A 22,099-nucleotide genomic window follows, 5' to 3' on the forward strand; every position below is an offset into this window, starting at 1 on the left:
ATGAGCCAGCGCCCCGAGGCCCTCTGGCCGCTCTTTGCCGAGCTCAAGACGCTGGACGGCGTCGGTCCCAAGACCGCGCAGGCGATGGAGGGGCTGGAGGTTGTCGCGCCGCGCGACCTGCTGCTGACGCTGCCGCATTCGGTGATCGACCGCCGCCCGCGGCCTTCGGTGCAGGGGGCCGACCTTCCCGGCACGGTGACGGTCGAGGTGCAGGTGCTGCGTCACATGCCGCCCGCGGTGAAGGGGCGGCCCTACCGCATCCAGGTCGAGGACGCCGAGACGACGTTTCAGCTGGTGTTCTTCCACGGTCGCGCCGACTACCTGACCCGCGTGCTGCCCGAGGGATCGCGGCGACTGGTCTCTGGCAAGGTCGAGTTTTTCGACGGCTTGGCGCAGATGGTCCACCCCGACCACATGCTGCCGCCCGAGGAGGCGCACATGCTGCCGCTCTTCGAACCGGTCTACCCGCTGACAGCCGGGGTCACGCAGAAACTCATGGCCCGCGCCGTGGCCGGGGCGCTCAGCCGCGCGCCCGAGCTGGCGGAATGGATCGACGGGCCGTTGAAGGACCGTGAGGGCTGGCCCGATTGGCACGCCGCGCTCGAGGCGGCCCATGCCCCCGACGGTATGTCTGCGCTCAGCCCCAGCGCGCCGGCCCGCGCCCGGCTTGCCTATGACGAGCTGCTGGCGCATCAGCTGACCCTGGGCCTCGCGCGGATCAACCGCCGCAAGGGCAAGGGGTATCCCACCATGGGCGACGGGCGCCTGCGCCGCCGCGTGCTCTCGGCGCTGCCCTACCGGCCCACCGGCGCGCAGCTGAGGGCGATGGACGAGATCGCCGAGGACATGGCCGCCGAGACCCGGATGAACCGTCTGCTGCAGGGCGACGTGGGGGCGGGCAAGACGCTGGTCGCTTTCATGGCGCTGCTCGTCGCGGTGGAATCCGGGGGGCAGGGCGTGATGATGGCGCCGACCGAGATTCTTGCACGCCAGCACCTTGAGGGGCTGCAGCCACTGGCCGAGAGCGCCGGGGTGGTGGTGGAAATCCTTACCGGCCGCGACAAGGGCGCCGAACGCAAGGCCAAGCTCGCGGCGCTGGCGGAGGGGAATATCCACATCCTCGTCGGCACCCACGCGGTGTTTCAGGATGATGTAGTGTTCAAGGCGCTGCGCCTTGCCATCGTCGACGAGCAGCACCGCTTCGGCGTGCGCCAGCGGCTCGAGCTGGGCCGCAAGGGGCAGGGCGCCGACGTGCTGGTGATGACGGCCACTCCGATCCCGCGCAGCCTCGCGCTGGCGCAATACGGCGACATGGACGTCTCGGTGCTCGACGAAAAGCCGCCGGGGCGCAAGCCGGTGCAGACCGCGCTGGTTTCGACCGAGCGCATGGGCGAGGTCTTGGAGCATCTGCGCAAGGCCGTTGCCGAGGGGCGGCAGGCCTATTGGGTCTGCCCGCTGGTCGAAGAGAGCGAGGTCTCGGACCTCACCGCCGCCGAGGAACGCTTCAAGCGCTTGCGCGCTGAGCTTGGCGAGGGGGTGGTGGGGCTGGTGCACGGCCAGATGCCGCCCGCCGAGAAGGACGCCGCCATGGCGCGCTTCGTCGCCGGCGAGACAAAGGTGCTGGTCGCCACCACGGTGATCGAGGTCGGGGTGAACGTGCCCAATGCTTCGATCATGGTGATCGAGCGGGCCGAGATCTTCGGGCTGGCGCAGCTGCACCAGCTGCGCGGGAGGGTCGGGCGCGGCGAGGCGGCCTCCACCTGCCTGCTGATGTACCAGCCGCCGCTCGGCGAGAGCGGCTCGAAGCGGCTCACGACGCTGCGCGAGACCGAGGACGGCTTCCGCATCTCCGAGGTCGACCTGCAGATGCGCGGCGCGGGGGACCTCATCGGCACCGCGCAATCGGGCCTGCCACGTTTCAAGGTGGCGGACCTCGAAAGCCAGGCCTCGCTGATGGCGATGGCGCAGAGCGATGCCCGGCGGCTGCTGGCCGAGGATCCGGAGCTGCAGAGCGACCGGGGCAAGGCGGCGCGCATGCTGCTCTGGCTGATGCGGCAGGACGAGGCGATCAAGCTGATCAGCGTCGGGTAATCGATGCGTCAACCGTGTAACTCTCTGTAAATTAGAGAAAATATAAAAGACCCGGCGCGCAGCGGCACGCGCGGGGTCTTTGTGTTCCTGCCTTATGTTCTCAGGTGTTCGCAAATGTTCTTAAAAAGTTCTTTACTCGACTCGCATCACGTGAGAACAAAAGGGCAACAAGAGAACACGCACAGCACGCACACAGGGAACGCCAAGATGATTGAGACCATCCGCACCACCATGAGCCGCGCCGACAACAGCTCGCTGGTCACCGACATGATCGGGGCCGTCTCGCTGATCGTGATCCTTGTCGGGGCGCTGCATTTGCCACTTCTCTGAGCCTTCGAATTTCTGCCTGCGGTCTTGCTCCGGGTGCCGCCGCATCACTGTCCCGATGCGCTGCATTGTTTCCCCAACTCCGGGTCGCCTGATCCCCGGATACGCAAAGCGGCTCTTCCGGAGTCCACAAGACACGCCACTGCCGCCGCCTCCCATCCCCGGAGTGCGGCGGTTTTTTTGTCGGGTGTTCTGATCTCTGGGCTCGACCGGGGCCGGGGTGCCGTCAGGCGCGGCGCGCCGCGACGATTTCCTCGGCGGCTTCGGTCGCCGCCTCCAGCGCCAGCATGATCGAGGCGTGGCGGTTCTTGTAGGCCGCCGCCGGGCGCAGCACCTCGAGCCCGTCGAAGGGGGCAGGCGGGGTCGGCCCGTCCTCCTTGAGCATGGCGCGCAGCGCATCGCGCGCCTGTGCCAATTGCTCGGGGGTGCAGCCGATGATCGCCTCGCCGACGACCGAGGCCGCCGCCTGGCCAAGCGCGCAGGCCTTCACGTCCTGGCCGAAGTCGCTGACCCGCCCGTCCTGCAGCGCGAGATCGACGGTCACCGTCGAGCCGCAGAGCGGCGAGCGCTTCTTCACCGTCGCATCGGGATGCTCCAGCCGCTCGGTCCGGGGAATATCCGCCGCCAGCGCAAGAATGCGCGAGGAGTAGAGCTTGATCAGGTCGGTTTCGGCAGAGGTGGTGGCGGACATGGGTTTCCCTTTCGGCTCGCCCCCCATAGATAGGGTGCGCGCCCGGCACCTGCAAAAGGGAATTTCACCATGAGCTTCGATCCCGCCACCTTGGTCTATGACGCAAACGGCCTGATCCCCTGCATCGCGCAGGAGGAGGCGACGGGCGAGGTGCTGATGATGGCCTGGATGAACGCCGAGTCGGTGGCCCGCACGCTCGAGACCGGCCGTGTCACCTACTGGTCGCGCTCGCGTCAGAGCTTTTGGGTGAAGGGTGAAAGCTCGGGCCACGTGCAGGAACTGGTCGAGCTGCGCGTCGACTGTGACCGTGACTGCCTGCTGGCCCTCGTGCGCCAAACCGGCCCGGCCTGCCACACCAACCGCCGCAGCTGCTTCTACACCGCGCTGCGCGATGGCGAGGAAGTCGAAATCCTGCAGCCCATGGCGGGCTGACGCCGCCGTACGGCGCCGTCTTCTCTCTTCCAATATGCCGGGTTGAGGCGTGCGGCGCCGAGGGGCGGAACCCCTTATCTCTGGATGCCGACTATCCGCCTTATGTCCTCGGGGCTGGCCCCTTCTGCGCGGTAAGTCACGATGGCCCGCGCGTCGTCGCGCTTGGCGAGCCGCTTGCCTTCCTCGTCGCGGATCAACTCATGGTGGTGGTAGACCGGCGTCGCCAGCCCCAAGACGCGCTGCAGCACCACATGGATCGCCGTCGCCTCGAAAAGATCGCGCCCCCGCACCACGTGGGTGATCGCCTGCGCCGCATCGTCCAAAACCACCGATAGGTGGTACGAGCCGGGGAAGTCGCGGCGTGACAGAACCACGTCGCCCACTTGGCGGAGCAGTTGATCGTGGGAGAGCGCGATGCGCCCGGTGTCGCCGTCCGGACCCGCGCCGCTTTCTTCAAAGCACAGCTCCGGCCCGGCCTCGTCCAGCGCCCGCGCCATGTCGAGGCGCAGCGCGGCGCCGCGCGGTCGCGGCGTCGCGCCGTAGCCGGGGGCGAGCAGGTGCCGGCAGGTGCCGGGATAGACCAGCCCGTCGGGGCCATAGGCGGGCTCGGTGCCTTCCTGCGGCGCCGAGGCGGCGGCCTGGATATCGCGGCGGGTGCAGTGGCAGGGGTAGATCAGCTCTCGGGCCCAGAGCGCGTCGAGCGCCGCCTCATAGGCGGGCAGCCGGTCCGACTGGCGCATCGGCGTCTCGTCCCATTTGAGGCCGAGCCAGCGCAGATCGTCGTAGATCTGCGCCTCCCAATGGGCGCGCGAGCGGGTGCTGTCGATGTCCTCGATGCGCAACAGGAACGCGCCGCCCGCCGCCCGTGCCATGCCCTCGGCCAGCAGCGCTGAATAGGCATGGCCCAGGTGCAGCGGGCCGGTGGGCGAAGGGGCAAAGCGCGTGCGCACCTCAGTCCTCGCGGCGATAGGCTTTCTCGATCCGCCGGGTGCGCCGCTCCTCGCCGGACTGGTAGATCAGCACCCAGGCCAGAAGGATGAACATCGGATGGGTGAGCCCGCCCGAGAAGATGATCGCCGGCACCCAGATCACGAAGACCACGATGCCAAGGATCGGCCTGCCGGTCAGCAGGATCGAGAGCGGCGGCAGCAGCAGGGCGAGGACGTAGTTCACGCGGGCACCTCCTGTGCGGCGAGCCACTCCTGCCAGACGGTCTTGGCGCGGTCGGTGTAGCCCTTGTAGCGGTCCTTGCGACCGCGGCGGCCGCCGCGCAGCCCTTCGAGCGGGCGGAAGAGGCCGAAGTTCACGTTCATCGGCTGGAAGGTCTTGGCCTCGGCGCCGCCGGTGATGTGGTGGATGAGCGCGCCATGGGCAGTGTCCTGCGGCACCTGCGGCAGCTCATGCCCGAGGATCTCCGCCGCCGCCATCCGGCCCGCCAGCAGACCCATCGAGGCGCTCTCGACATAGCCCTCGACGCCGGTGATCTGCCCCGCAAAGCGCAGGTTGGGCCGCGAGCGCAGGCGCATCTGCGCATCGAGCAGGGTGGGCGAGTTGAGGAAGGTGTTGCGGTGGATGCCGCCGAGGCGTGCGAAGCTGGCGTTCTGCAGCCCCGGGATGCGGCGGAAGACCTCGGTCTGCGCGCCGTATTTCATCTTCGTCTGGAAGCCCACGATGTTGTAGAGCGTGCCGAGCGCGTTGTCGCGGCGCAGCTGCACCACGGCGTAGGCCTTTTCCTCGGGCTTGTGCGGGTTGGTCAGGCCGATCGGCTTCATCGGCCCGTGGCGCAGCGTCTCGCGGCCACGCTCGGCCATCACCTCGATCGGCAGGCAGCCGTCGAAATAGCCCGCTGTCTCGCCCTCGTGGAACTCGGTCTTCTCGGCGGCCAGCAGCGCGTCGATGAAACCCTCGTACTGCTCCTTGGTCATCGGGCAGTTGATGTAGGCCTTCTGCTCTTCCTCGGTCTCGCCCTTGTCGTAGCGGCTCTGCAGCCAGGCCGTGTCCATGTCGATCGTGTCGAAATAGACGATGGGGGCGATAGCGTCGAAGAAGGCCAGCGCCTCGGCGCCGGTCTCGGCTTGCAGCGCCTTGCCGAGCGTGCCCGAGGTCAGCGGACCGGTGGCAAAGATCCAATGCCCGTCCGAGGGCAACTCGCAAATCTCCTCGGCGCTCACCGACACGTTCGGCAGCGCGAGGAGCTTGGCGGTCACTGCCTCGGAGAAGGGATCGCGGTCAACCGCCAGCGCGCCGCCCGCGGGCAGCCGGTGTTCGCCCGCCGTCTGCATGATCAGCGAGCCCGCCTGCCGCATCTCCCAATGCAGGAGACCAACGGCATTCTGCTCGTGATCGTCCGAGCGGAAGGAGTTCGAGCAGACCATCTCGGCGAGGTTGCCGGTGCGATGGGCGAAGGTTTCCACCTTGGGCCGCATCTCGTGGATCACCACGTCGACACCCAGCCGCGCCGCCTGCCAGGCAGCCTCGGACCCGGCCATGCCGCCGCCCACGATATGAAGAGTTTTGTCCATGTCGGGCAGATAGGCGATCCGTGCGCCGGTGTTAAGGGGGCGCGGGGCTGGAGCGGTCGAAAAGCGGGCGGCTGACCCGCTTGCCCATGGCGGAGTCCTGCAGGAGCCTTGTTCCGAGACATCAGCCACGGAGCTGGCAACTTCTTCTCTTTTCAAACAGGCAAATCCCGCCGTTGCCCGCGGCGCGGCGCCGGATCAGTCGGCGGCGGGTGCAGGCAGCGCCTTGACGTAGGTGGCGACGGCGAGGCGGTCCTCGGGCGAAAGCTGCGCGAAATTGGCGATCACCTCGACCATGTGGCCACCAGCGCTGTCATACTCGGGGGTGAAGCCGGTCTCGAGGTAATAGGCCACATCCTCGGCGCTCCAGCTCAGCTTGTCCGGGGTGAGGGCGGGGATGCTGCCATTGCCGCCCTGTGCAGGGGCGCCGGCGAGCCACGCGGTCCGCTCGAGCCCGCCGAAGCCGTCGCGCGGGGTATGGCATTCGCCGCAATGGGCCAGCGCCTCGACCAGGTAGCGGCCGCGGCGCATCTCGCCAGGTTCCGCGCCGGGCACGATCCAGGCGGGGTCGAGGTAGACCTGCTTCCAAAGGCCGAGGCCGCGCCGCAGGTTGAAGGGAAAGCTGACCTCATGCGGCTGGCTCGGCGTGCTGGCGGCGGGCAGGGTGCGCAGGTAGCTCCAGAGGTCCACCACGTCCTGCGGCTCCATGCGGATGTAGGAGGTATAGGGGAAGGCGGGGTAATAATGCCGGCCCTCGGGCGAAACGCCACGCAGCAGGGCATTGGCAAAGTCGTGCAGGCTCCAGGCGCCGATGCCGTCCTGCGGGTCGGGCGAGATATTGGGAGCAATGAACGTGCCGAAGTCGGAGGGAAACCGTTGCCCGCCGGCCAGCACCAGCTTGTCCTCGCTTTCCGGGGCATGGTGGCAGGAGGCGCAGCCCGCGGCGGTGAAGACCGCCTGGCCGCGGACGGGATCGCCCCCCGTGTCATCGGCGAATTCACCTGCAGGCAGCGGATCCGGGGCGCTGATCATCCACAGCGCCCCGGCAGCGAACAGCGCCACCAGGGCCAGGAAGCCGAGCAGGCGGCGCATGGGTTACTCGGGTGCCCGATAGGTGTCGTGGCAGGCCTTGCAGGCGCCGCCAAGCTGGCCGACCGCCGGACCAAGTGCCTCCTGCCCGGTGGCCGCGACCTGCTGCAGGCTGGCGGCGGCCTGGCCGAGACCGGACCACTTCTCGGCAAAGCCGTCCCAATCGTCCCAGATCTCGGCTTTGGCGCGGGTGCCGTCGATGTCCATTTCCGAAGTGCCCTCTGGGAAGAGCGGCGCCTCGTTGATCATCGAGACGGCGACGATCGTGTCGGCGGCGCCCTGCGCGGCCTCGGCGTCATAGGGGGCCTTGCCACGGGCCATGTCGCCGAGAATGCCGAGGTTGATGGCAAGGATGTTGAACTGGCCCTGCCGTGCCTTGACCGGTGCGGGCAGGTCTTGCGCGAAGGCGGCAGTGCCAAGAGCGGCGACGGCGGTGGCCATCGCGAAACTGGTTGCGGTGAACTTCATAAGAAACTCCCTTTCCTCCCGAAATCGGGGTTTTCGAAAACCGTATCCCGGGGCGGAGGGTACCCGAGGTCGGATTTCGATCAAGAGGGCTATTGGTACGGGTTTGCGGACCGCCGCCGTGCGCCCCCTGGCAGGGATCCTCAAGAATACGTAATTTTGATCAGTGAATTACGAGGTAAACGTGAGGCGATGGATCACGCTGCCCAACGCGGGGCATCACGGAAAATCTCACGCAGCCTGACGGAGATGGGAAGGGCCTCTCGCGCGTCGTAGACCCCTGTGCCCGGTCCTGCGGACGCGCATCCCTTGTCGCGAGCGCCAGCATTTTCGGCTGCGGATGGCGCAAGCTCCACGCCATCCGCCTCGCAGGTGCGCGGCTCAGCCGGCCGCGGCGTCCTCCGGGAAGCGCACCTTGCCGATGAATGGCAGGTTCCTGTTGCGCTGCGCGAAGTCGATACCGTAACCCACGACAAACTCGTCCGGAATTTCGAATCCGATCCAGTCTGCCTTGAGCGGGACTTCGCGCCGCACGGGCTTGTCGAGCAGCGCGATGGTACGCAGCTTACGCGGCTTGCGGCTCTCCAGCAGGTGGATGACGTGGCTGAGGGTGAAGCCGGTGTCGACGATGTCTTCCACCAGCAGCACGTCGCGGCCCTCGATCGGCGAGCGCAGGTCCTTGAGGATGCGCACCTCGCGGCTCGATTCCATGCCGTCGCCGTAGGAGGAGGCCTCGAGGAAATCCACTTCCACCGCGAGGTCGAGTTCGCGCACCAGATCGGCGATGAAGACGAAGCTGCCGCGCAGCAGGCCCACCACCACCAGCTTCTCGGTGTCGGCGAATTCTTGCTCGATCGCGTGCGCGAGGTCCTCGATCCGGGCGGCGATCGCCTTGGCCGAAATCATCTGGTCTACCACATATGGCTTTTCTGCCATGGTTCTCCCCTTGAAAATCCGCGCGCAGCATAGGAAATGTCCCGGCATTGTCACGCGATAAAGGGGCGACATGCCGACCCACTCCGAGACGAAGCGCCTGCCGTACACGGCGCAGCAGATGTATGACCTCGTGGCGGATGTCGCGAATTACCCGAAGTTCCTGCCGTGGACGGCAGCGGCGCGGATTCGTTCGCGCGACGACATGGGCGATCACGAGGTGATGCTGGCCGACCTGGTGATCAGCTTCAAGGTGTTCCGCGAGCGCTTCGGCAGCCGCGTGACGCTCTGGCCCGAAGAGAAGAAGATCGACACCGAGTATCTCGACGGCCCGTTCAAGCACATGATCTCGAAATGGCACTTCGAAGATGCGCCCGAGGGCGGCGTCGACGTGCATTTCTTCGTGGATTTCGAGTTCAAGAACCGCCTGCTGCAGAGCGCGGCGGGGATGTTCTTCTACGAGGCGATGCAGCGCATCGTGCGCGCCTTCGAGCGGCGGGCGGCAGAGCTCTACGGCTGAGCCGCCGGGCCTCGAGGCGCGTTTCAGCCCAGGGCGTCGCGCAGCAGCGTGAGCGCGTGGCGGGTTGCCGCCGTGCGGACCTCTGCGCGGCCGAGCGCGCCGAATTCCACGGTTTCGGTCCGCGTGCCACCGACCGTGGCAAGGCCGAAGCAGACGCGGCCCTCGGGCTTGTGCTCGGAACCGCCTGGCCCGGCGATGCCCGAGACCGACACCGCCAGATCGGCCCCGGCGCGCGCCCGCGCCCCCTCGGCCATCTCGGCGGCGACCTCTTCCGAGACCGCCCCATGCGCCTCCAGCGTGGCGGGGCGCACGCCCAGCAGGTCGACCTTTGCGGCGTTGGAGTAGGTGACCACGCCGCGCTCGAAGATGGTCGACGAGCCGGCGATGTCGGTGATCGCGGCGGCGACCATGCCCCCGGTGCAGCTCTCGGCGGTGGTGACGGTGACGCCCGCCGCCATGGCGCGGGTCAGGATGTCTTGCGCAAGCTCTTCAGTCATCTCGTGCCTCACATCAGGAAGCCATGCGCGATCCCGGCGAGCACGATGCTCACCAGCGCCGCGAAGACACCCGCGATGACGTCGTCGAGCATCACGCCCATCGCGTCGCCGCGGCGGTCGGCCCAGCCCACCAGCCAGGGCTTCCAGATGTCGAAGAGCCGGAACAGCACGAAGCCCGAGACCCAGCCCGGCCAGAGCCGCCAGACGTCTACGCCCATCATCATGGCGCCGTAGCCGACTGGGAAGAGCGCGATCCACATGCCCACCACCTCGTCGATGACGATCCATGACGGATCCTCGTCTTCGCCGCTCGCGGTCAGGGCCTTGGTGGCGATATAGCCCAGCACGAAGGCGACGATGCTGGCGGCCAGCAGCAGCCAGAAACCGCCCAGCACCAGCAGCAGGTAGGCGGCGGGCAGGGCAGCCAGAGAGCCCCAGGTGCCCGGCGCGGGGCGCAGCAGCCCCACGTAGAAGAAGGTCGCGATCAGTCTCATGGCTTCACCAGCGTTGCGGTTGCGATGGCGGCGATGCCCTCTTCGCGGCCGGTGAAGCCGAGCCGTTCCGAGGTGGTCGCCTTGACCGAGACGCGGTCGCTCGCCAGCCCCATGATCCGGCCCAGCTCGGCCATCATCGCCTCGGCATGGGGGCCGATCTTGGGCTGCTCGCAGACCAGCGTCACGTCGACATTGGAGATGGTGTAGCCCTTCGAGGTGGCAAGCTCGACCGCGTGGCGCAGGAAGATCTCCGAGGCGGCGCCCTTCCACTGTGGATCGCTCGGCGGGAAGTGGCGGCCGATGTCGCCTTCCGCCAGCGCGCCGTAGAGCGCGTCGGTGACGGCGTGCATGCCGACGTCGGCGTCGGAATGGCCTTGGAGGGCGCGTCCGTGCGGCACCTTCACGCCGCAGAGCACCACGTGGTCTCCGGGGCCGAAACGGTGCACGTCGTAGCCATTGCCGAGGCGGATATCCATGGCGGTCTCCTGCATGGGGTTGGTCAGGTAGCTGGCGGCCCGTTCGAAATCCTCGGGGCCGGTGATCTTGAGATTGCGCTCGTCGCCGGGAACGATGGTGACGGCAAGCCCCGCGGCGCGGGCGACCTCGACGTCATCGGCGGCGCCGCCGGGGTGGGCGGCATGGGCGGCGCGGATGTCTGCGTAGCGGAAGCCCTGCGGCGTCTGCGCGCGGTAGAGGCCGGTGCGGTCCTGCGTGCCGGTCACCTGTGCCTCGGCTCCGGTCCAAAGCGCATCGGTCACCGCCAGCGCGGGCGCGGCGCCGGGGGCGGCGTCGAGCGCGGCGATCACCGCCTCGATGGTGCGGCGCGTGACGCAGGGCCGGGCGACATCGTGGATCAGCACCTTGGCGGGCGGAGCGCCAGCCAGAGCGTCGAGCCCGGCGCGGACCGAGCCGGCGCGGTCAGCGGCGCCGGTCACCAGCGTCACCGGCAGGCCCTCGGCCACCGACTCGGCGATGGCGCGATCCTCGGGGTGAATCACCAGCACGATGGGGCAGTGCGGGGCGAAGGCTTCGAGCGTCCAGCGCGCCACAGGCCGCGCCGCGATGTCGCGCCATTGTTTCGGGAGCCCGCCACCCGCGCGGGTGCCGCGCCCCGCGGCGACGATGATGGCGGCTGTTTCCGCGGCTGTTTCCATGGTGTTGACCTCCGGCGCCCCTCTCTAGGCGCTGCCGCGGGGCGGTGCAATCACCGGGGGCATTGTGCTCAATTTTTCATCACTCGCGTATGGCGTGCGCCTGTAGCGCTCCCAAATGATTGAACACGCGCCGCGCGCACGTTAACTCCCAAGCATCTGCACAAGGAATAGGCGCTTGAACTTCTCGCTGGGCGACAGACTCATCGACCCTCCGGTCTTGCTGGCCCCGCTCGCGGGAATCACGGATTTGCCCTTCCGCAGCCTTGTGTCGCGCTTTGGTGCGGGGCTGGTGGTGTCCGAGATGATCGCCAGTGGAGAGTTTCTCACCGCGCGGCCCGGCACGCGCGAGAAGGCGGAGTTGGGCGCCGGAATCGAGAACACCTCGGTGCAACTGGCGGGCCGCGCGCCCGAGCCCATGGCCGAGACGGCGCGGCATGTGGCGGGCATGGGCGCGAAGGTCATCGATATCAACATGGGCTGCCCGGCCAAGAAGGTCACCGGCGGCTGGTCGGGCTCGGCGCTGATGCGCGAGCCGGATCATGCGCTGCGGCTGATCGAGGCGGTTGTCGAGGCGGTCGATCTGCCGGTGACACTGAAGACGCGGCTCGGCTGGGACAGTGACTGCCTCAACGCCGCGCAGATCGCCAAACGGGCGGAGGCGGCCGGGGTGCGAATGATTGTCATCCACGGACGCACCCGCTGCCAGTTCTACAAGGGGGCCGCCGATTGGGCGGCGATCCGCGAGGTGGTCGAGGCCGTGTCGATCCCGGTGGTCGCCAATGGCGACATCGTGGATGCGGCCAGCGCGCGGGCGGCCCTCGGGGCCTCTGGTGCGGCGGGGATCATGGTGGGCCGGGGGGCACAGGGCGCGCCCTGGAGGTTGGCCCAGATCGCGGCCGAGCTTTACGGAACACCGGCACCTGACGTGCCGACAGGAAAGGCGTTTTATCAAATGGTCGCAGAGCATTACGAGGCAATGCTTTCGTTTTATGGCAAGGAGCTGGGTGGCCGTGTCTCGCGCAAGCACCTGGGGTGGTACATGGATCACGCCGCGCCCTCGGCGGATCTGCGCAAGCGCGTGCTGACCGCCCGCGAACCGGCCGAGACGCTGCACCTTCTCGACGCCGCGCTGGCCTGCGATCTGAAGGTCGCCGCATGAGCACCAACACCGAGCTCCTGACCCAGCTGTGGTCGTCGCTGCCGGTGCCCGCCGTCCTGCTCGATGCAGAGGAACGTATCGCCGACATGAACCCCGCCGCCGAGGGCTTCATGAACAACTCGGCGAAATGGCTCGTCGGCCAGCCGATCTGGGACCGTCTCGCGGTGGATGCGCCGATCGAGGAAAGCCTCGCCCGGGCGCGTGAGCATGGCACGCCGCTCTTCGTCAACGACGTCGATGTGGGTACCGGCAACCGCCCGCCGCTGGTGTGCAACCTGCAGCTCGCGCCGGTACAGAACTACCCGGGCTGGTTTATCATGCTGATCAGCCCGCGCGAGCTGGCCGGGCGGATGACCCAGAGCCATTCGGTGAAATCCGCCGCGAAATCCGCCATCGGCATGGCCGAGATGCTGGCGCATGAGATCAAGAACCCGCTTGCAGGGATCACCGGCGCGGCCCAGCTTCTGTCGATGAACCTGACCAAGGACGATCTCGAGCTGACCGATCTCATCGTCGCCGAGACCCGCCGCATCGTGAAGCTGCTGGAGCAGGTCGAGCAGTTCGGCAATCTCTCGGCGCCCGAGCGCAAGCCGGTGAACCTGCACGACGTGCTGGACCGCGCGCGCCGCTCGACCCAGCTCGGCGCTGGCGCGCACATGAAGTTCATCGAGGATTACGACCCCTCTCTGCCGCTGGCCTATGGCGATCCGGACCAGCTGCTGCAGGTGGTGCTGAACCTGCTGAAGAACGCCGCAGAGGCGGCCGACCCCAAGGAGGGCGGCACGATCCGTCTGCACACCTTCTTCGAGCACAGCTTCCGCATGCGCCGCCCGGACGGCTCGACCCAGAAGCTGCCGCTGCAGATCGAGGTCATCGACGACGGCCCCGGCCTGCCCGAGGACATCAAGGGCGACGTCTTCGACCCCTTCGTGTCGGGCCGCGAGAACGGCACCGGGCTGGGGCTTGCGCTGGTGTCAAAGATCATCTCCGACCACGACGGCTGGATCTCGGTGGATTCCGTCCCCGGCCGCACGGTCTTCCGCATTTCGTTGCCACGCGCCCCGCGCGAGATTGAGGAGAACAGGTAAATGGACGGCACCGTACTTGTCGCCGACGACGACCGCACCATCCGCACCGTGCTGACCCAGGCGCTGACCCGCGCTGGCTGCAAGGTGCACGCCACCTCTTCGCTGACCACGCTGATGCGCTGGGTCGGCGAGGGCAAGGGCGACGTGGTGATCTCCGACGTCGTCATGCCCGATGGCAACGGGCTGGAAATGCTGCCGAAGATCCACCAGGACAGGCCCGACCTGCCGGTCATCGTGATCTCGGCGCAGAACACCATCATGACCGCGATCCAGGCCGCCGAGGCCGAGGCCTACGACTACCTGCCCAAGCCCTTCGACCTGCCGGACCTGATGAAGCGCACCGCCAAGGCGCTCGACAACCGCAACCGCTCGGCCAAGCGCGAGGAAGTCTCCACGATCGGCGCCGACGGGCCGGACGAGCTGCCGCTGGTCGGCAAGACCCCGGCGATGCAGGCGCTCTACCGCCTTGTCGCCAAGGTGATGAACACCGACCTGCCGGTGCTGATCTCGGGCGAGAGCGGCACGGGCAAATCGCTGATCGCGCGCGCCATCCACGATTTCTCGGACCGTCGCACGCTGCCCTTCATCACGGTGACCGGCGCCGACCTGTCGGATCTCGAAGGCCCGGCGCGGGTGCTGGCGCGGGTCAAGGGCGGCACGCTGCTGATCGACGAGATCACCGACATCCCCGACGAGATCCAGGCGCGCGTCGTGCGCATGATGGACATCCCCGGCGAGCACGTGCCCCGCTTCATGGCCACCAGCCAGGGCGATCTGGCGCAGGCGATGGAGGAGGGCGCGGTGCGTCAGGACCTCTACTACCGCCTGTCGGGCGCGACCATCAATGTGCCGAGCCTGCGCGAGCGGGTCGAGGACATCGCCCTGCTGACCGAGCATTTCCTGCAGCGTGCCGAGCGCGAGGGGGCCTCCAAGCGGTGGCTGTCGAAGGATGCCGCCGAGCTCTTCCGCGCCTACAGCTGGCCCGGCAACGTGCGGCAGCTGGAAAACGCCGTGCGCCGCCTGAGCCTGACCTCTCGGGCCGAGGAAATCAGCCGCGCCGAAGTCGAGGCGGTTCTGGGCAATCAGCCCGACACCGGCCCGATCCTGCGCGGCGGCGACAGCGAGAAACTCAGCACCTCGGTGGCCCGCCACCTGCGCCGCTATTTCGACCTGCATGGCAACATGCTGCCGGCACCGGGGCTCTACACCCGCATCCTCAAGGAAGTGGAAGCGCCGCTCATCGAGATCGCGCTGGAAGCCACCGGCGGGAATCAGGCGAAATGTGCCGACCTGCTTGGCATCAACCGCAATACCTTGCGCAAGAAGATCACCGATCTTGATATTCGCGTGACACGGCGCCGCAAACTGATGTAAAACCGTCACAGGCATGTGGCCGCGATGCGCCGCCCTCGGGGCGGCGCATTCATTAGAAGCCACAGCACATGGCGACGCTGCCTCGAGCAGCCAATCAGTATGAGGTGAATCTGTGGCCACCCGGGCACGGAGCACGACTTGGGCGCGCATGAACAGGCTGCGCCGACAACGGCGCGTTCAGAACGTGGCGACGCTCGGGCTGGTTCTGCTCGGGCCGGTTCTGGCGGTGTTGACGTTTCTGGTGCTTGGCCCGCTCGGCAGCGGCGAGCGTGCGACGCAGCTGAGCCTGCGGCTCGTGCTGCTGGCCGACATGGTCTACGTGCTGCTGATCGCCACGTTGGTGCTGGCGCGGCTGGTGCGGATGATCTCGGAGCGCCGGGCGCAATCGGCAGGCTCGCGGCTGCACCTGCGCCTGACCGGGCTTTTTGCGCTTATGGCGCTGTTGCCCACGGTTACCGTCGCGGTCTTTGCCGTTCTCACCATCAACATCGGCCTCGAGACATGGTTCTCCAGCCGCGTGCAGAACGTGGTGGGAGCCTCGATGGCCGCCGCCGAGGCCTATGAAGAAGAGCAGCGCGTCGGGCTGATCGAGGATGTGCAGGCGCTGGCGCGTTTCGTCGACGGTGCGCGCCGGGCAAATTTCGCGCTCGATGACGGTGACGTGCGGCAGGTTCTGGGGCAGGGACAGGCGCAAATCCAGCGCGGCCTGCGCGAGGCCTACGTGATCGATGGTGGGGGCGAGATCCGCGCCCGCGGCGAGCGCTCCTATCTGTTCTACTACGAGCAGCCCACGGTCGCGCAGTTCGACCGCGCCCGGGCCGAGGGGCTGGTGCTGATCCCGGACTGGGACAACCACGAGCTGCGCGCGCTGGTGCCGCTCTCGGCCTTCGCGGACCGCTTCCTCTACGTCAGCCGCGTCGTCGACGGCAACCTGCTGAACCTGCTCGACGAGACGCAGGAGACCGCGCGTTTCTACCAGCAGCAGGAGACCGAGCGCGGCCGGAGGCTCTTTGATTTCGCGCTGCTCTATCTTGGCTTTGCGCTGCTGCTGATCCTCGCGGCGGTCTGGTTGGGTCTTTGGTTCGCCGAGCGCATGGCGCAGCCCGTGGGGCGGCTCACCGGCGCCGCGCAGCGGGTCGGGGCGGGGGACCTCGACGTGCAGGTGATCGAGGGCGATGGCGACGACGAGATCGCCATGCTCGGTCGCTATTTCAACCAGATGACCCGCCAGCTCAAGGGCCAGCGCGAGACCCTGCTCGAGAACACTCGCCAGATCGAGCGTCGCCAGCGGCTGTTCGATTCCGTGCTGTCGTCGATCACCTCCGGGGTGGTTGGGCTGGATGCCGAGGGCAGGGTGACCTTCGTCAACCGCCCCGCCGAGCGGCTGCTCGGCTGGCGCGAACCCCGCGCCGACGTGCCGCTGACCGTGGCTGTGCCCGAGTTCGGCCCGCTCTACGAGCGGCTGCGCGACAGCGGGCTCGAGACCGCGCAGGAAGAGGTGAAGGTCAGCCGCGAGGGGCGGCTCGAGCATCTTCTGGTGCGGTTTTCGGTGCGGCGGCGGCAGGACGGCGCGCTCGAGGGGTACGTTGTGGCTTTCGACGATGTGACCGATCTGGTCAGCGCGCAACGCATGGCCGCCTGGGGCGACGTGGCGCGGCGCATCGCGCATGAGATCAAGAACCCGCTGACCCCGATCCGGCTCTCGGCCGAACGCATCACCCGCAAGTTCTCGCGCCAGCTCGAGGCGGCGGACGCCGAGAAGCTGGCGCAGATGACCGAGGTCATCGTGCGCCAGACCGAGGATTTGCGCCGCATCGTCGACGAGTTCAGCAAGTTCGCCCGCATGCCGGAGCCGCAGCGCAAGCCCGAGGACGTGGTGGCGCTGCTGCGCGGCGCAGTGCTTTTGCAGGAGACAGGCCAGCCGGCGATCCGTTTCGTCAGCGACCTGCCGGCGCACGCCATGGCTGCCGAACTCGACGCCACCATGGTCGGCCAGGCGCTGACCAACCTGATCAAGAACGCCGGCGAGGCGATCGAGAGCCTCGGCGAGCAGGGTGCCCCCGAGGGTCACAGCCCCGAGATCCGCGTCAGCCTGACCGAAGAGGACGGGCGCGCGGTGATCCGCATCATGGACAATGGCATCGGCCTGCCCGAGGATCGCGCGCGGCTCTTCGAGCCCTATGTCACCACCCGCGACAAGGGCACCGGCCTTGGCCTGCCCATCGTCAAGAAGATCATCGAGGAGCACGGCGGAACGCTGGCGCTCGAGGACGCACCGCCGTTTGGCGGCGCGGACCATGCCGGGGCGATGGCGGTCATCCGCCTGCCGCTCGGCACAACCGGCGACGTGCCGGAGACGTCTGACAAGAGCATTTCGGAACTGGAGAGGCAGACATGAGCGACATCCTGATCGTCGACGACGAGCGCGACATCCGCGAGCTGATCGGGGATATTCTCGAGGATGAAGGCTACACCACCCGATTGGCCGGCAACTCCTCCGAGGCGATGAACGAGGTCAACTCCGAACCGCCCGCGCTGATGATCCTCGATATCTGGCTGAAGGACAGCAAGATGGACGGGATCGACATCCTCAAGACCGTCAAGCGCGACAATCCCGACATCCCGATCATCATCATCTCGGGCCACGGCAACATCGAGATCGCCGTCGCCGCGATCAAGCAGGGCGCCTATGACTTCATCGAGAAGCCCTTCAACATCGATCAGCTGCTGGTGGTGATCCGCCGCGCGATGGAAACCTCGCGCCTGCGCCGCGAGAACAGCCAGCTGCGCCGCCGCGAGACCGAGGTCGCGCAGATGATCGGTGAAAGCGCCATGTTCCGCGGTCTTGTCAGCCAGATCGACAAGGTCACCAAGTCCAACGGCCGGGTGATGCTCACCGGCCCCGCGGGCTGCGGCAAGGAAGTGGCGGCGCGCTTCATCCACGCCAATTCCGGCCGTGCCTCGGCGCCCTTCGTCACCGTCAATTGCGCCGGGGTGGCACCGGACAACATGGAGCAGATGCTGTTCGGCCGCGAGAGCGCCGAACGCGGCGTCGAGCCGGGTTTGCTCGAGCAAGCGCACGGCGGGGTGGTCTACTTCGACGAGGTCGCCGACATGCCGCTCGGCACCCAGTCGAAAATCCTGCGGGTGCTGGTCGACCAGAGCTTCACCCGCGTCGGCGGCGCCGACAAGGTGCGGGTGGACCTGCGGGTGATCTCCTCGACCAACCGTGACCTCGAAGCCGAGATCGCCGCGGGCACCTTCCGGCAGGAGCTCTACCACCGGCTCAACGTGGTGCCGATCGCCGTGCCCTCGCTCGAGGACCGGCGCGAGGACATCCCGCTGCTGGCGCGCCACTTCATCGAGAGCTTCAACCGCACCCAGGGCCTGCCGCTGCGCGAGCTTTCGGACGACGCGGTGGCGCTCTTGCAGACGATGATCTGGCCGGGCAACGTGCGCCAGCTCAAGAACCTGATCGAGCGCGTGCTGATCCTCGGCGACGGAAGTGGCCCGATCGAGGCGCGCGAGCTGCCGCAGGATGGCCCGGCGGGCGAGGACGAGGAGGGCCGCGTCGTGCTTTCGGGCACGCTGGCGACCCTGCCGCTGCGCGAGGCGCGCGAGGCTTTCGAGCGGGAGTACCTGCTGACGCAGATCAATCGCTTCGGCGGGAACATCTCGCGCACCGCGGCTTTCGTTGGCATGGAGCGTTCGGCGCTGCACCGCAAGCTGAAGTCGCTGGGCGTGGTCACCGGGGCGAAATCCGGCGGGCGCATCGCCTATATCGAGGAAGACCAGGTGACCCCCGCCTCCTGAGAGCGGCGCCGGATAAAGGGTTTAATTCCGGGACAGTTCCGCCTCGTGGGCGGGGCTGGAAACGCCCTGGGGGCGCCCGTGCATTGACCGCTCGCACCGGGCATGTCATGCCGGGCACACTCGGGGCCTCGGGCCAGCAATTTGGGCAGACGACATGAAAGTCATCATTTGCGGCGCGGGCCAGGTCGGCTGGCAGATCGCCCGTCATCTCTCGGGCGAGCGCAACGACGTCACCGTGGTGGACAGCAACCCCGACCTGGTGCGGCGGGCGACCGACACGCTCGATGTGCAGGGGATCGCAGGCTTCGCCTCCTATCCCGATGTGCTCGACAAGGCCGGCGCGCGCGACGCCGACATGATCATCGCCGCCACTTATTCGGACGAGGTCAACATGGTCACCTGCCAGGTGGCCCATTCGATCTTTGCCATTCCGCGCAAGATTGCCCGCCTGCGCTCGCAGAGCTACCTGACGGCGATCTACTCGGACCTCTATCGCCGCGACCACCTGCCGATCGACGTGGTGATCTCGCCCGAAAAGGAGGTCGCCGAGGCCGCGCTGCAGCGCCTCTCGGCCCCTGCGGCCTTTGACACCGAGCGCTTTCTCGAGGGCGGGGCGCAGCTTCTCGGCCTGACCATCGACGAGCATTGCCCGATCATCAACACGCCGCTGCGGCAGCTCTCGGACCTCTTCTCGACGCTGCGTTCGGTGGTGGTGGGCGTCCGCCGCGAGGGCACGCTGTTTGCCCCCGAGCCGCGCGACCAGATTTTCGTCGGGGATGCCTGCTACGTGCTGGTCCACGCCGACGACATCCAGCGCACGCTCGAGATCTTCGGCAAGGCGCAGCGCAAGCAAGAGCGGATCGTGGTGCTGGGCGGGGGCAACGTCGGCCTTGCGGTGGCGCGCGCGCTGGAAAGCCGTGCCGAGCGCATCCGCGCCAAGGTGATCGAGAAGGACCGCGCCGCCGCCGAACGCGCTGCCGACGCGCTGGAGCGCACCATCGTGCTGCATGGCGACGCGCTCGACACCGCGCTTCTGCGCGAGGCAGGCATCAGCCGCGCCGACGCCGTGCTGTGCGTGACCGACGACGAAAAGACCAATCTGCTGGCCGCCGTGCGCGCCAAGGCCGAGGGCTGCCCCATGGCCATCGCGCTGATCAACGACCCCACGCTGGTGCCGCTGATGGAGCCGATGGGGGTCGACGCCCACATCAACCCGCGCGCCACCACCGTCAGCTCGATCCTGCGCCACATCCGCCACGGCCGCGTGCGTTCGGTCTACTCGATCGGTGACGCCGAGGCCGAGGTGATCGAGGCCGAGGTGCTTTCGACCTCGTCCATCGCCGGGCGGATGATCCGCGAGATCGAATTCCCCGAAGGCGTGCTGGTCGGCGCGGTGATGAAGGACGGCGAGGTGATCAAGATCACCGGCGAGCTGCGCATCGAAGAGGGCGACCGCATCGTCATGTTCGCGCTGGCCAAGGACGTGCCGGAGGTCGAGCGGCTCCTGCAGGTCTCGATCGACTTCTTCTGAACGATGCGCACGCTCAGCCGCACGCCCCTTCTGATCCTGCTCGCGGGCATCGCCAGTGCTTCGATGATCGCCCCCGCCGCCGTGGCGCTGGCGCATGAGGAGTTCCACGACGCCCGCAGCTTCTTCTACGCGGGCATCGTCGGGCTGGTGCTGACCACGCTGATCGGCATCGCCCAAGCGACCCGGACCCATTACCGCTCGGCGCCGCGGCAGCTGCTGGCACTGCTCGCGACCTTCCTGCTGCTGCCTGCCATGCTCGCCGTGCCATTCCACGAGGCGGTGCGGACCACCAGTTTTCTCAACGCCTATGTCGAGATGGTCTCGAGCCTGACGACCACCGGGGCCACGCTCTTTGCCCCCGAGCGCCTTTCGGCGGCCGAGCACCTTTGGCGCGCGCAGGTGGGCTGGATGGGCGGGCTGCTGATCTGGGTCAGCTCGGCGGCGCTGCTGGCGCCGCTGACGCTGGGGGGCTTCGAGGTCACCGCCTCGGGTGAGCCCGGCCAGAGCGTTGACGCGGGCGCAGCGCGGCGCGACGTGACCGACCCGGCGCTGCGGCTTGCCGCCTCGGCGCGGGTGCTGGCGCCGATCTACGTCGGCCTGACGGTGGCGCTCTGGGTGATGCTGCTGATGGCGGGCGACCAACCGCTGGTGGCGCTCAGCCATGCCATGTCGACGCTCTCGACTTCGGGAATTTCTCCCATCGGCGGGCCGCAGACGGCGCAGAGCGGCATGGGGGGCGAGATGATCATCTTCCTCTTCCTGTTCTTCGCGCTCTCGCGGCTGACCTTCTCTGGTGACACGAAGGGTCTTGCGGGGTCGAAGCTGAGCCATGATCCCGAGTTCCGCCTGGGGCTGCTGATCGTGCTTGTTCTGCCCGCCGCGCTTTTCCTGCGGCACTGGATTGCCTCTTTCGAGATCGGCACAGAGACCAATCTCGCAGCCGGTCTGCGCTCGCTCTGGGGTGGGCTTTTCACGGCGCTTTCATTCCTGTCGACCACCGGATTCCAGAGCGCCGACTGGGGCGCGGTGCGCGGCTGGTCGGGGTTGCAGACGCCGGGGGTGATTCTGCTTGGGCTGGCGATCATGGGGGGCGGGGTGGCAACCACGGCCGGCGGCGTGAAGCTGCTGCGGATCTACGCGCTTTACCTTGCCGGCGTGCGCGAGATGGAACGCCTGGTGCACCCGCATTCGCTGGGCCGCTCCGGCGTCATGGCGCGGCGCATCCGCCGCCAGGGGGCCTTTGTCGCCTGGGTGTTCTTCATGCTCTTTGCCATGACGATCGCGGTTTTCTCGCTGCTCTTCGCCCTCTCGGGGCTGGATTTCGAGAACGCCATGGTCACCACCGTCGCGGCGCTTACCAACTGCGGCCCGCTGATCCGCGCAGCCGCCGAGCAGCCGATCCCGCTGAGCGAGATGGGCGACGCGGCAAAGGGGCTTTTCGTGGCGGCCATGGTGCTCGGACGGCTCGAGGTGCTGGGCATCATCGTGCTGCTAACGCCTGACATTTGGCGCGATTGAGCAGGGGCTTGCGGCGCCTTTGCGCTGAGCCCCGGCCGACCCGCCGCGGGATCGGTATTTTTGCTCTGGAAGTTCCGCAACTTGCGATACATACTCGCCAAGAACGAGGGAGCGCCTGAGAACGGCTGCAGCAAGAAAAAAAGGCTAAATTAATGGCTTCAGACAGACAAAATCTACAGGACGCATTTCTTAACCATGTTCGGAAAACCAAGGTTCCGGTTACGGTTTTCCTGATCAACGGTGTAAAATTGCAGGGTGTCATCACCTGGTTCGACAATTTTTGCGTTCTCCTCCGCCGCGACGGTCAGTCGCAGCTCGTGTACAAACACGCGATCTCGACCATCATGCCGTCGCAGCCGATCAACCTTTATGACGGCGACGATACCGCTTGAACGAACATGATC

Annotated in this window: 22 protein-coding genes; 12 read left to right on the forward strand and 10 right to left on the reverse strand. The window is 67.5% G+C overall.

All coding sequences use genetic code 11. The features are described 5' to 3' along the window. Positions 1–2,091 carry an ATP-dependent DNA helicase RecG gene (gene recG, locus G0D83_RS22790; protein ID WP_164196919.1) on the forward strand — a complete coding sequence of 697 codons (2,091 nt, stop codon included), beginning with the start codon at positions 1–3 and terminating at the stop codon, positions 2,089–2,091. Positions 2,092–2,298: 207 nt separating this feature from the next. Further along, a complete protein-coding gene (locus tag G0D83_RS32565; protein WP_255455521.1) occupies positions 2,299–2,421 on the forward strand; it encodes a hypothetical protein in 123 nt (40 codons plus the stop codon). Positions 2,422–2,644: 223 nt separating this feature from the next. Here the strand turns inward: G0D83_RS32565 and G0D83_RS22795 are convergent, their stop codons facing one another. Beyond that, complete coding sequence (locus G0D83_RS22795) at positions 2,645–3,109, reverse strand: iron-sulfur cluster assembly scaffold protein (protein ID WP_164196920.1); 465 nt, start codon at positions 3,107–3,109, stop codon at positions 2,645–2,647. A 69-nt stretch (positions 3,110–3,178) separates the two neighbouring features. Between G0D83_RS22795 and hisI the strand changes: the two genes are divergently transcribed. After that, positions 3,179–3,541, forward strand: a complete 363-nt coding sequence (gene hisI, locus G0D83_RS22800; protein WP_164196921.1) for a phosphoribosyl-AMP cyclohydrolase — start codon at positions 3,179–3,181, stop codon at positions 3,539–3,541. 74 nt (positions 3,542–3,615) lie between these two features. Here the strand turns inward: hisI and gluQRS are convergent, their stop codons facing one another. The 6 genes from gluQRS to hpt form a co-directional block, all read right to left on the reverse strand. Beyond that, the gene (gene gluQRS, locus G0D83_RS22805; RefSeq protein WP_164196922.1) at positions 3,616–4,491 is read right to left on the reverse strand and encodes a tRNA glutamyl-Q(34) synthetase GluQRS; all 876 of its coding nucleotides are present in this window, start codon (positions 4,489–4,491) and stop codon (positions 3,616–3,618) included. A 1-nt stretch (position 4,492) separates the two neighbouring features. Then, on the reverse strand, positions 4,493–4,714 hold the full coding sequence (locus tag G0D83_RS22810; RefSeq protein ID WP_092420792.1) for a hypothetical protein: 222 nt from the start codon (positions 4,712–4,714) through the stop codon (positions 4,493–4,495). Then, positions 4,711–6,063, reverse strand: coding sequence for a methylenetetrahydrofolate--tRNA-(uracil(54)-C(5))-methyltransferase (FADH(2)-oxidizing) TrmFO (gene trmFO / locus G0D83_RS22815; protein ID WP_164196923.1), 1,353 nt, complete (start codon positions 6,061–6,063; stop codon positions 4,711–4,713). Before trmFO ends, G0D83_RS22810 begins: the two co-directional genes overlap by 4 nt. A 195-nt stretch (positions 6,064–6,258) precedes the next feature. Continuing rightward, on the reverse strand, positions 6,259–7,152 hold the full coding sequence (locus G0D83_RS22820; protein WP_164196924.1) for a cytochrome c: 894 nt from the start codon (positions 7,150–7,152) through the stop codon (positions 6,259–6,261). Positions 7,153–7,155: 3 nt separating this feature from the next. Continuing rightward, positions 7,156–7,617, reverse strand: a complete 462-nt coding sequence (locus tag G0D83_RS22825; RefSeq protein WP_164196925.1) for a cytochrome c — start codon at positions 7,615–7,617, stop codon at positions 7,156–7,158. A gap of 378 nt (positions 7,618–7,995) precedes the next feature. Beyond that, entirely contained in the window at positions 7,996–8,550 is a 555-nt protein-coding gene (hpt, locus tag G0D83_RS22830; RefSeq protein ID WP_164196926.1) for a hypoxanthine phosphoribosyltransferase, read from the reverse strand. Positions 8,551–8,620: 70 nt separating this feature from the next. Between hpt and G0D83_RS22835 the strand changes: the two genes are divergently transcribed. After that, complete coding sequence (locus G0D83_RS22835; protein WP_108965815.1) at positions 8,621–9,067, forward strand: type II toxin-antitoxin system RatA family toxin; 447 nt, start codon at positions 8,621–8,623, stop codon at positions 9,065–9,067. 23 nt (positions 9,068–9,090) lie between these two features. Here the strand turns inward: G0D83_RS22835 and G0D83_RS22840 are convergent, their stop codons facing one another. Genes G0D83_RS22840 through G0D83_RS22850 form a run of 3 tightly spaced genes read right to left on the reverse strand, consistent with a single transcriptional unit; the run spans position 9,091 to position 11,212 of the window. After that, positions 9,091–9,564, reverse strand: a complete 474-nt coding sequence (locus G0D83_RS22840) for a CinA family protein (protein ID WP_164196927.1) — start codon at positions 9,562–9,564, stop codon at positions 9,091–9,093. Positions 9,565–9,572: 8 nt separating this feature from the next. Continuing rightward, on the reverse strand, positions 9,573–10,058 hold the full coding sequence (locus tag G0D83_RS22845; protein ID WP_164196928.1) for a phosphatidylglycerophosphatase A: 486 nt from the start codon (positions 10,056–10,058) through the stop codon (positions 9,573–9,575). After that, positions 10,055–11,212: a bifunctional 2-C-methyl-D-erythritol 4-phosphate cytidylyltransferase/2-C-methyl-D-erythritol 2,4-cyclodiphosphate synthase gene (locus G0D83_RS22850; RefSeq protein WP_164196929.1), complete on the reverse strand. Its 1,158-nt coding sequence runs from the start codon at positions 11,210–11,212 to the stop codon at positions 10,055–10,057. The genes G0D83_RS22845 and G0D83_RS22850 overlap by 4 nt, the downstream gene beginning before the upstream one ends. A 175-nt stretch (positions 11,213–11,387) precedes the next feature. Between G0D83_RS22850 and dusB the strand changes: the two genes are divergently transcribed. The 8 genes from dusB to hfq all read left to right on the forward strand — a co-directional run bounded on the left by dusB (position 11,388) and on the right by hfq (position 22,087). Beyond that, on the forward strand, positions 11,388–12,371 hold the full coding sequence (gene dusB / locus G0D83_RS22855; RefSeq protein WP_108965808.1) for a tRNA dihydrouridine synthase DusB: 984 nt from the start codon (positions 11,388–11,390) through the stop codon (positions 12,369–12,371). Then, entirely contained in the window at positions 12,368–13,459 is a 1,092-nt protein-coding gene (locus tag G0D83_RS22860; protein ID WP_108965806.1) for a nitrogen regulation protein NR(II), read from the forward strand. Before dusB ends, G0D83_RS22860 begins: the two co-directional genes overlap by 4 nt. Beyond that, positions 13,460–14,833 carry a sigma-54 dependent transcriptional regulator gene (locus G0D83_RS22865; protein ID WP_108965804.1) on the forward strand — a complete coding sequence of 458 codons (1,374 nt, stop codon included), beginning with the start codon at positions 13,460–13,462 and terminating at the stop codon, positions 14,831–14,833. Positions 14,834–14,981: 148 nt separating this feature from the next. Continuing rightward, positions 14,982–17,231: a PAS domain-containing sensor histidine kinase gene (locus G0D83_RS22870; protein WP_164196930.1), complete on the forward strand. Its 2,250-nt coding sequence runs from the start codon at positions 14,982–14,984 to the stop codon at positions 17,229–17,231. Next, positions 17,228–18,646: a sigma-54 dependent transcriptional regulator gene (locus G0D83_RS22875; protein WP_164196931.1), complete on the forward strand. Its 1,419-nt coding sequence runs from the start codon at positions 17,228–17,230 to the stop codon at positions 18,644–18,646. The genes G0D83_RS22870 and G0D83_RS22875 overlap by 4 nt, the downstream gene beginning before the upstream one ends. 154 nt (positions 18,647–18,800) lie before the next feature. Then, the gene (trkA, locus tag G0D83_RS22880; protein WP_108965798.1) at positions 18,801–20,177 is read left to right on the forward strand and encodes a Trk system potassium transporter TrkA; all 1,377 of its coding nucleotides are present in this window, start codon (positions 18,801–18,803) and stop codon (positions 20,175–20,177) included. Between the two features lie 3 nt (positions 20,178–20,180). Continuing rightward, a complete protein-coding gene (locus tag G0D83_RS22885) occupies positions 20,181–21,695 on the forward strand; it encodes a TrkH family potassium uptake protein (RefSeq protein WP_164196932.1) in 1,515 nt (504 codons plus the stop codon). Positions 21,696–21,847: 152 nt separating this feature from the next. Next, positions 21,848–22,087, forward strand: a complete 240-nt coding sequence (gene hfq / locus G0D83_RS22890; RefSeq protein WP_092420842.1) for an RNA chaperone Hfq — start codon at positions 21,848–21,850, stop codon at positions 22,085–22,087. Positions 22,088–22,099 lie beyond the last annotated feature (12 nt).

Source organism: Salipiger sp. PrR003 (assembly GCF_010500785.1).
GTDB classification, from domain to species: Bacteria; Pseudomonadota; Alphaproteobacteria; order Rhodobacterales; family Rhodobacteraceae; genus Salipiger; species Salipiger pacificus_A.

Excerpts from the sequence above, each read along its gene's own strand:
- hpt (WP_164196926.1), bottom strand. The coding sequence starts at position 8,550 with ATGGCAGAAAAGCCATATGTGGTAGACCAGATGATTTCGGCCAAGGCG.
- G0D83_RS22850 (WP_164196929.1), bottom strand. The coding sequence starts at position 11,212 with ATGGAAACAGCCGCGGAAACAGCCGCCATCATCGTCGCCGCGGGGCGC.
- recG (WP_164196919.1), top strand. The coding sequence starts at position 1 with ATGAGCCAGCGCCCCGAGGCCCTCTGGCCGCTCTTTGCCGAGCTCAAG.
- hisI (WP_164196921.1), top strand. The coding sequence starts at position 3,179 with ATGAGCTTCGATCCCGCCACCTTGGTCTATGACGCAAACGGCCTGATC.
- G0D83_RS22870 (WP_164196930.1), top strand. The coding sequence starts at position 14,982 with ATGAACAGGCTGCGCCGACAACGGCGCGTTCAGAACGTGGCGACGCTC.
- trkA (WP_108965798.1), top strand. The coding sequence starts at position 18,801 with ATGAAAGTCATCATTTGCGGCGCGGGCCAGGTCGGCTGGCAGATCGCC.
- G0D83_RS22885 (WP_164196932.1), top strand. The coding sequence starts at position 20,181 with ATGCGCACGCTCAGCCGCACGCCCCTTCTGATCCTGCTCGCGGGCATC.
- hfq (WP_092420842.1), top strand. The coding sequence starts at position 21,848 with ATGGCTTCAGACAGACAAAATCTACAGGACGCATTTCTTAACCATGTT.
- G0D83_RS22845 (WP_164196928.1), bottom strand. The coding sequence starts at position 10,058 with ATGAGACTGATCGCGACCTTCTTCTACGTGGGGCTGCTGCGCCCCGCG.
- G0D83_RS22840 (WP_164196927.1), bottom strand. The coding sequence starts at position 9,564 with ATGACTGAAGAGCTTGCGCAAGACATCCTGACCCGCGCCATGGCGGCG.
- G0D83_RS22865 (WP_108965804.1), top strand. The coding sequence starts at position 13,460 with ATGGACGGCACCGTACTTGTCGCCGACGACGACCGCACCATCCGCACC.
- G0D83_RS22825 (WP_164196925.1), bottom strand. The coding sequence starts at position 7,617 with ATGAAGTTCACCGCAACCAGTTTCGCGATGGCCACCGCCGTCGCCGCT.
- G0D83_RS22860 (WP_108965806.1), top strand. The coding sequence starts at position 12,368 with ATGAGCACCAACACCGAGCTCCTGACCCAGCTGTGGTCGTCGCTGCCG.
- G0D83_RS32565 (WP_255455521.1), top strand. The coding sequence starts at position 2,299 with ATGATTGAGACCATCCGCACCACCATGAGCCGCGCCGACAACAGCTCG.
- G0D83_RS22835 (WP_108965815.1), top strand. The coding sequence starts at position 8,621 with ATGCCGACCCACTCCGAGACGAAGCGCCTGCCGTACACGGCGCAGCAG.
- trmFO (WP_164196923.1), bottom strand. The coding sequence starts at position 6,063 with ATGGACAAAACTCTTCATATCGTGGGCGGCGGCATGGCCGGGTCCGAG.
- G0D83_RS22820 (WP_164196924.1), bottom strand. The coding sequence starts at position 7,152 with ATGCGCCGCCTGCTCGGCTTCCTGGCCCTGGTGGCGCTGTTCGCTGCC.
- G0D83_RS22875 (WP_164196931.1), top strand. The coding sequence starts at position 17,228 with ATGAGCGACATCCTGATCGTCGACGACGAGCGCGACATCCGCGAGCTG.
- G0D83_RS22795 (WP_164196920.1), bottom strand. The coding sequence starts at position 3,109 with ATGTCCGCCACCACCTCTGCCGAAACCGACCTGATCAAGCTCTACTCC.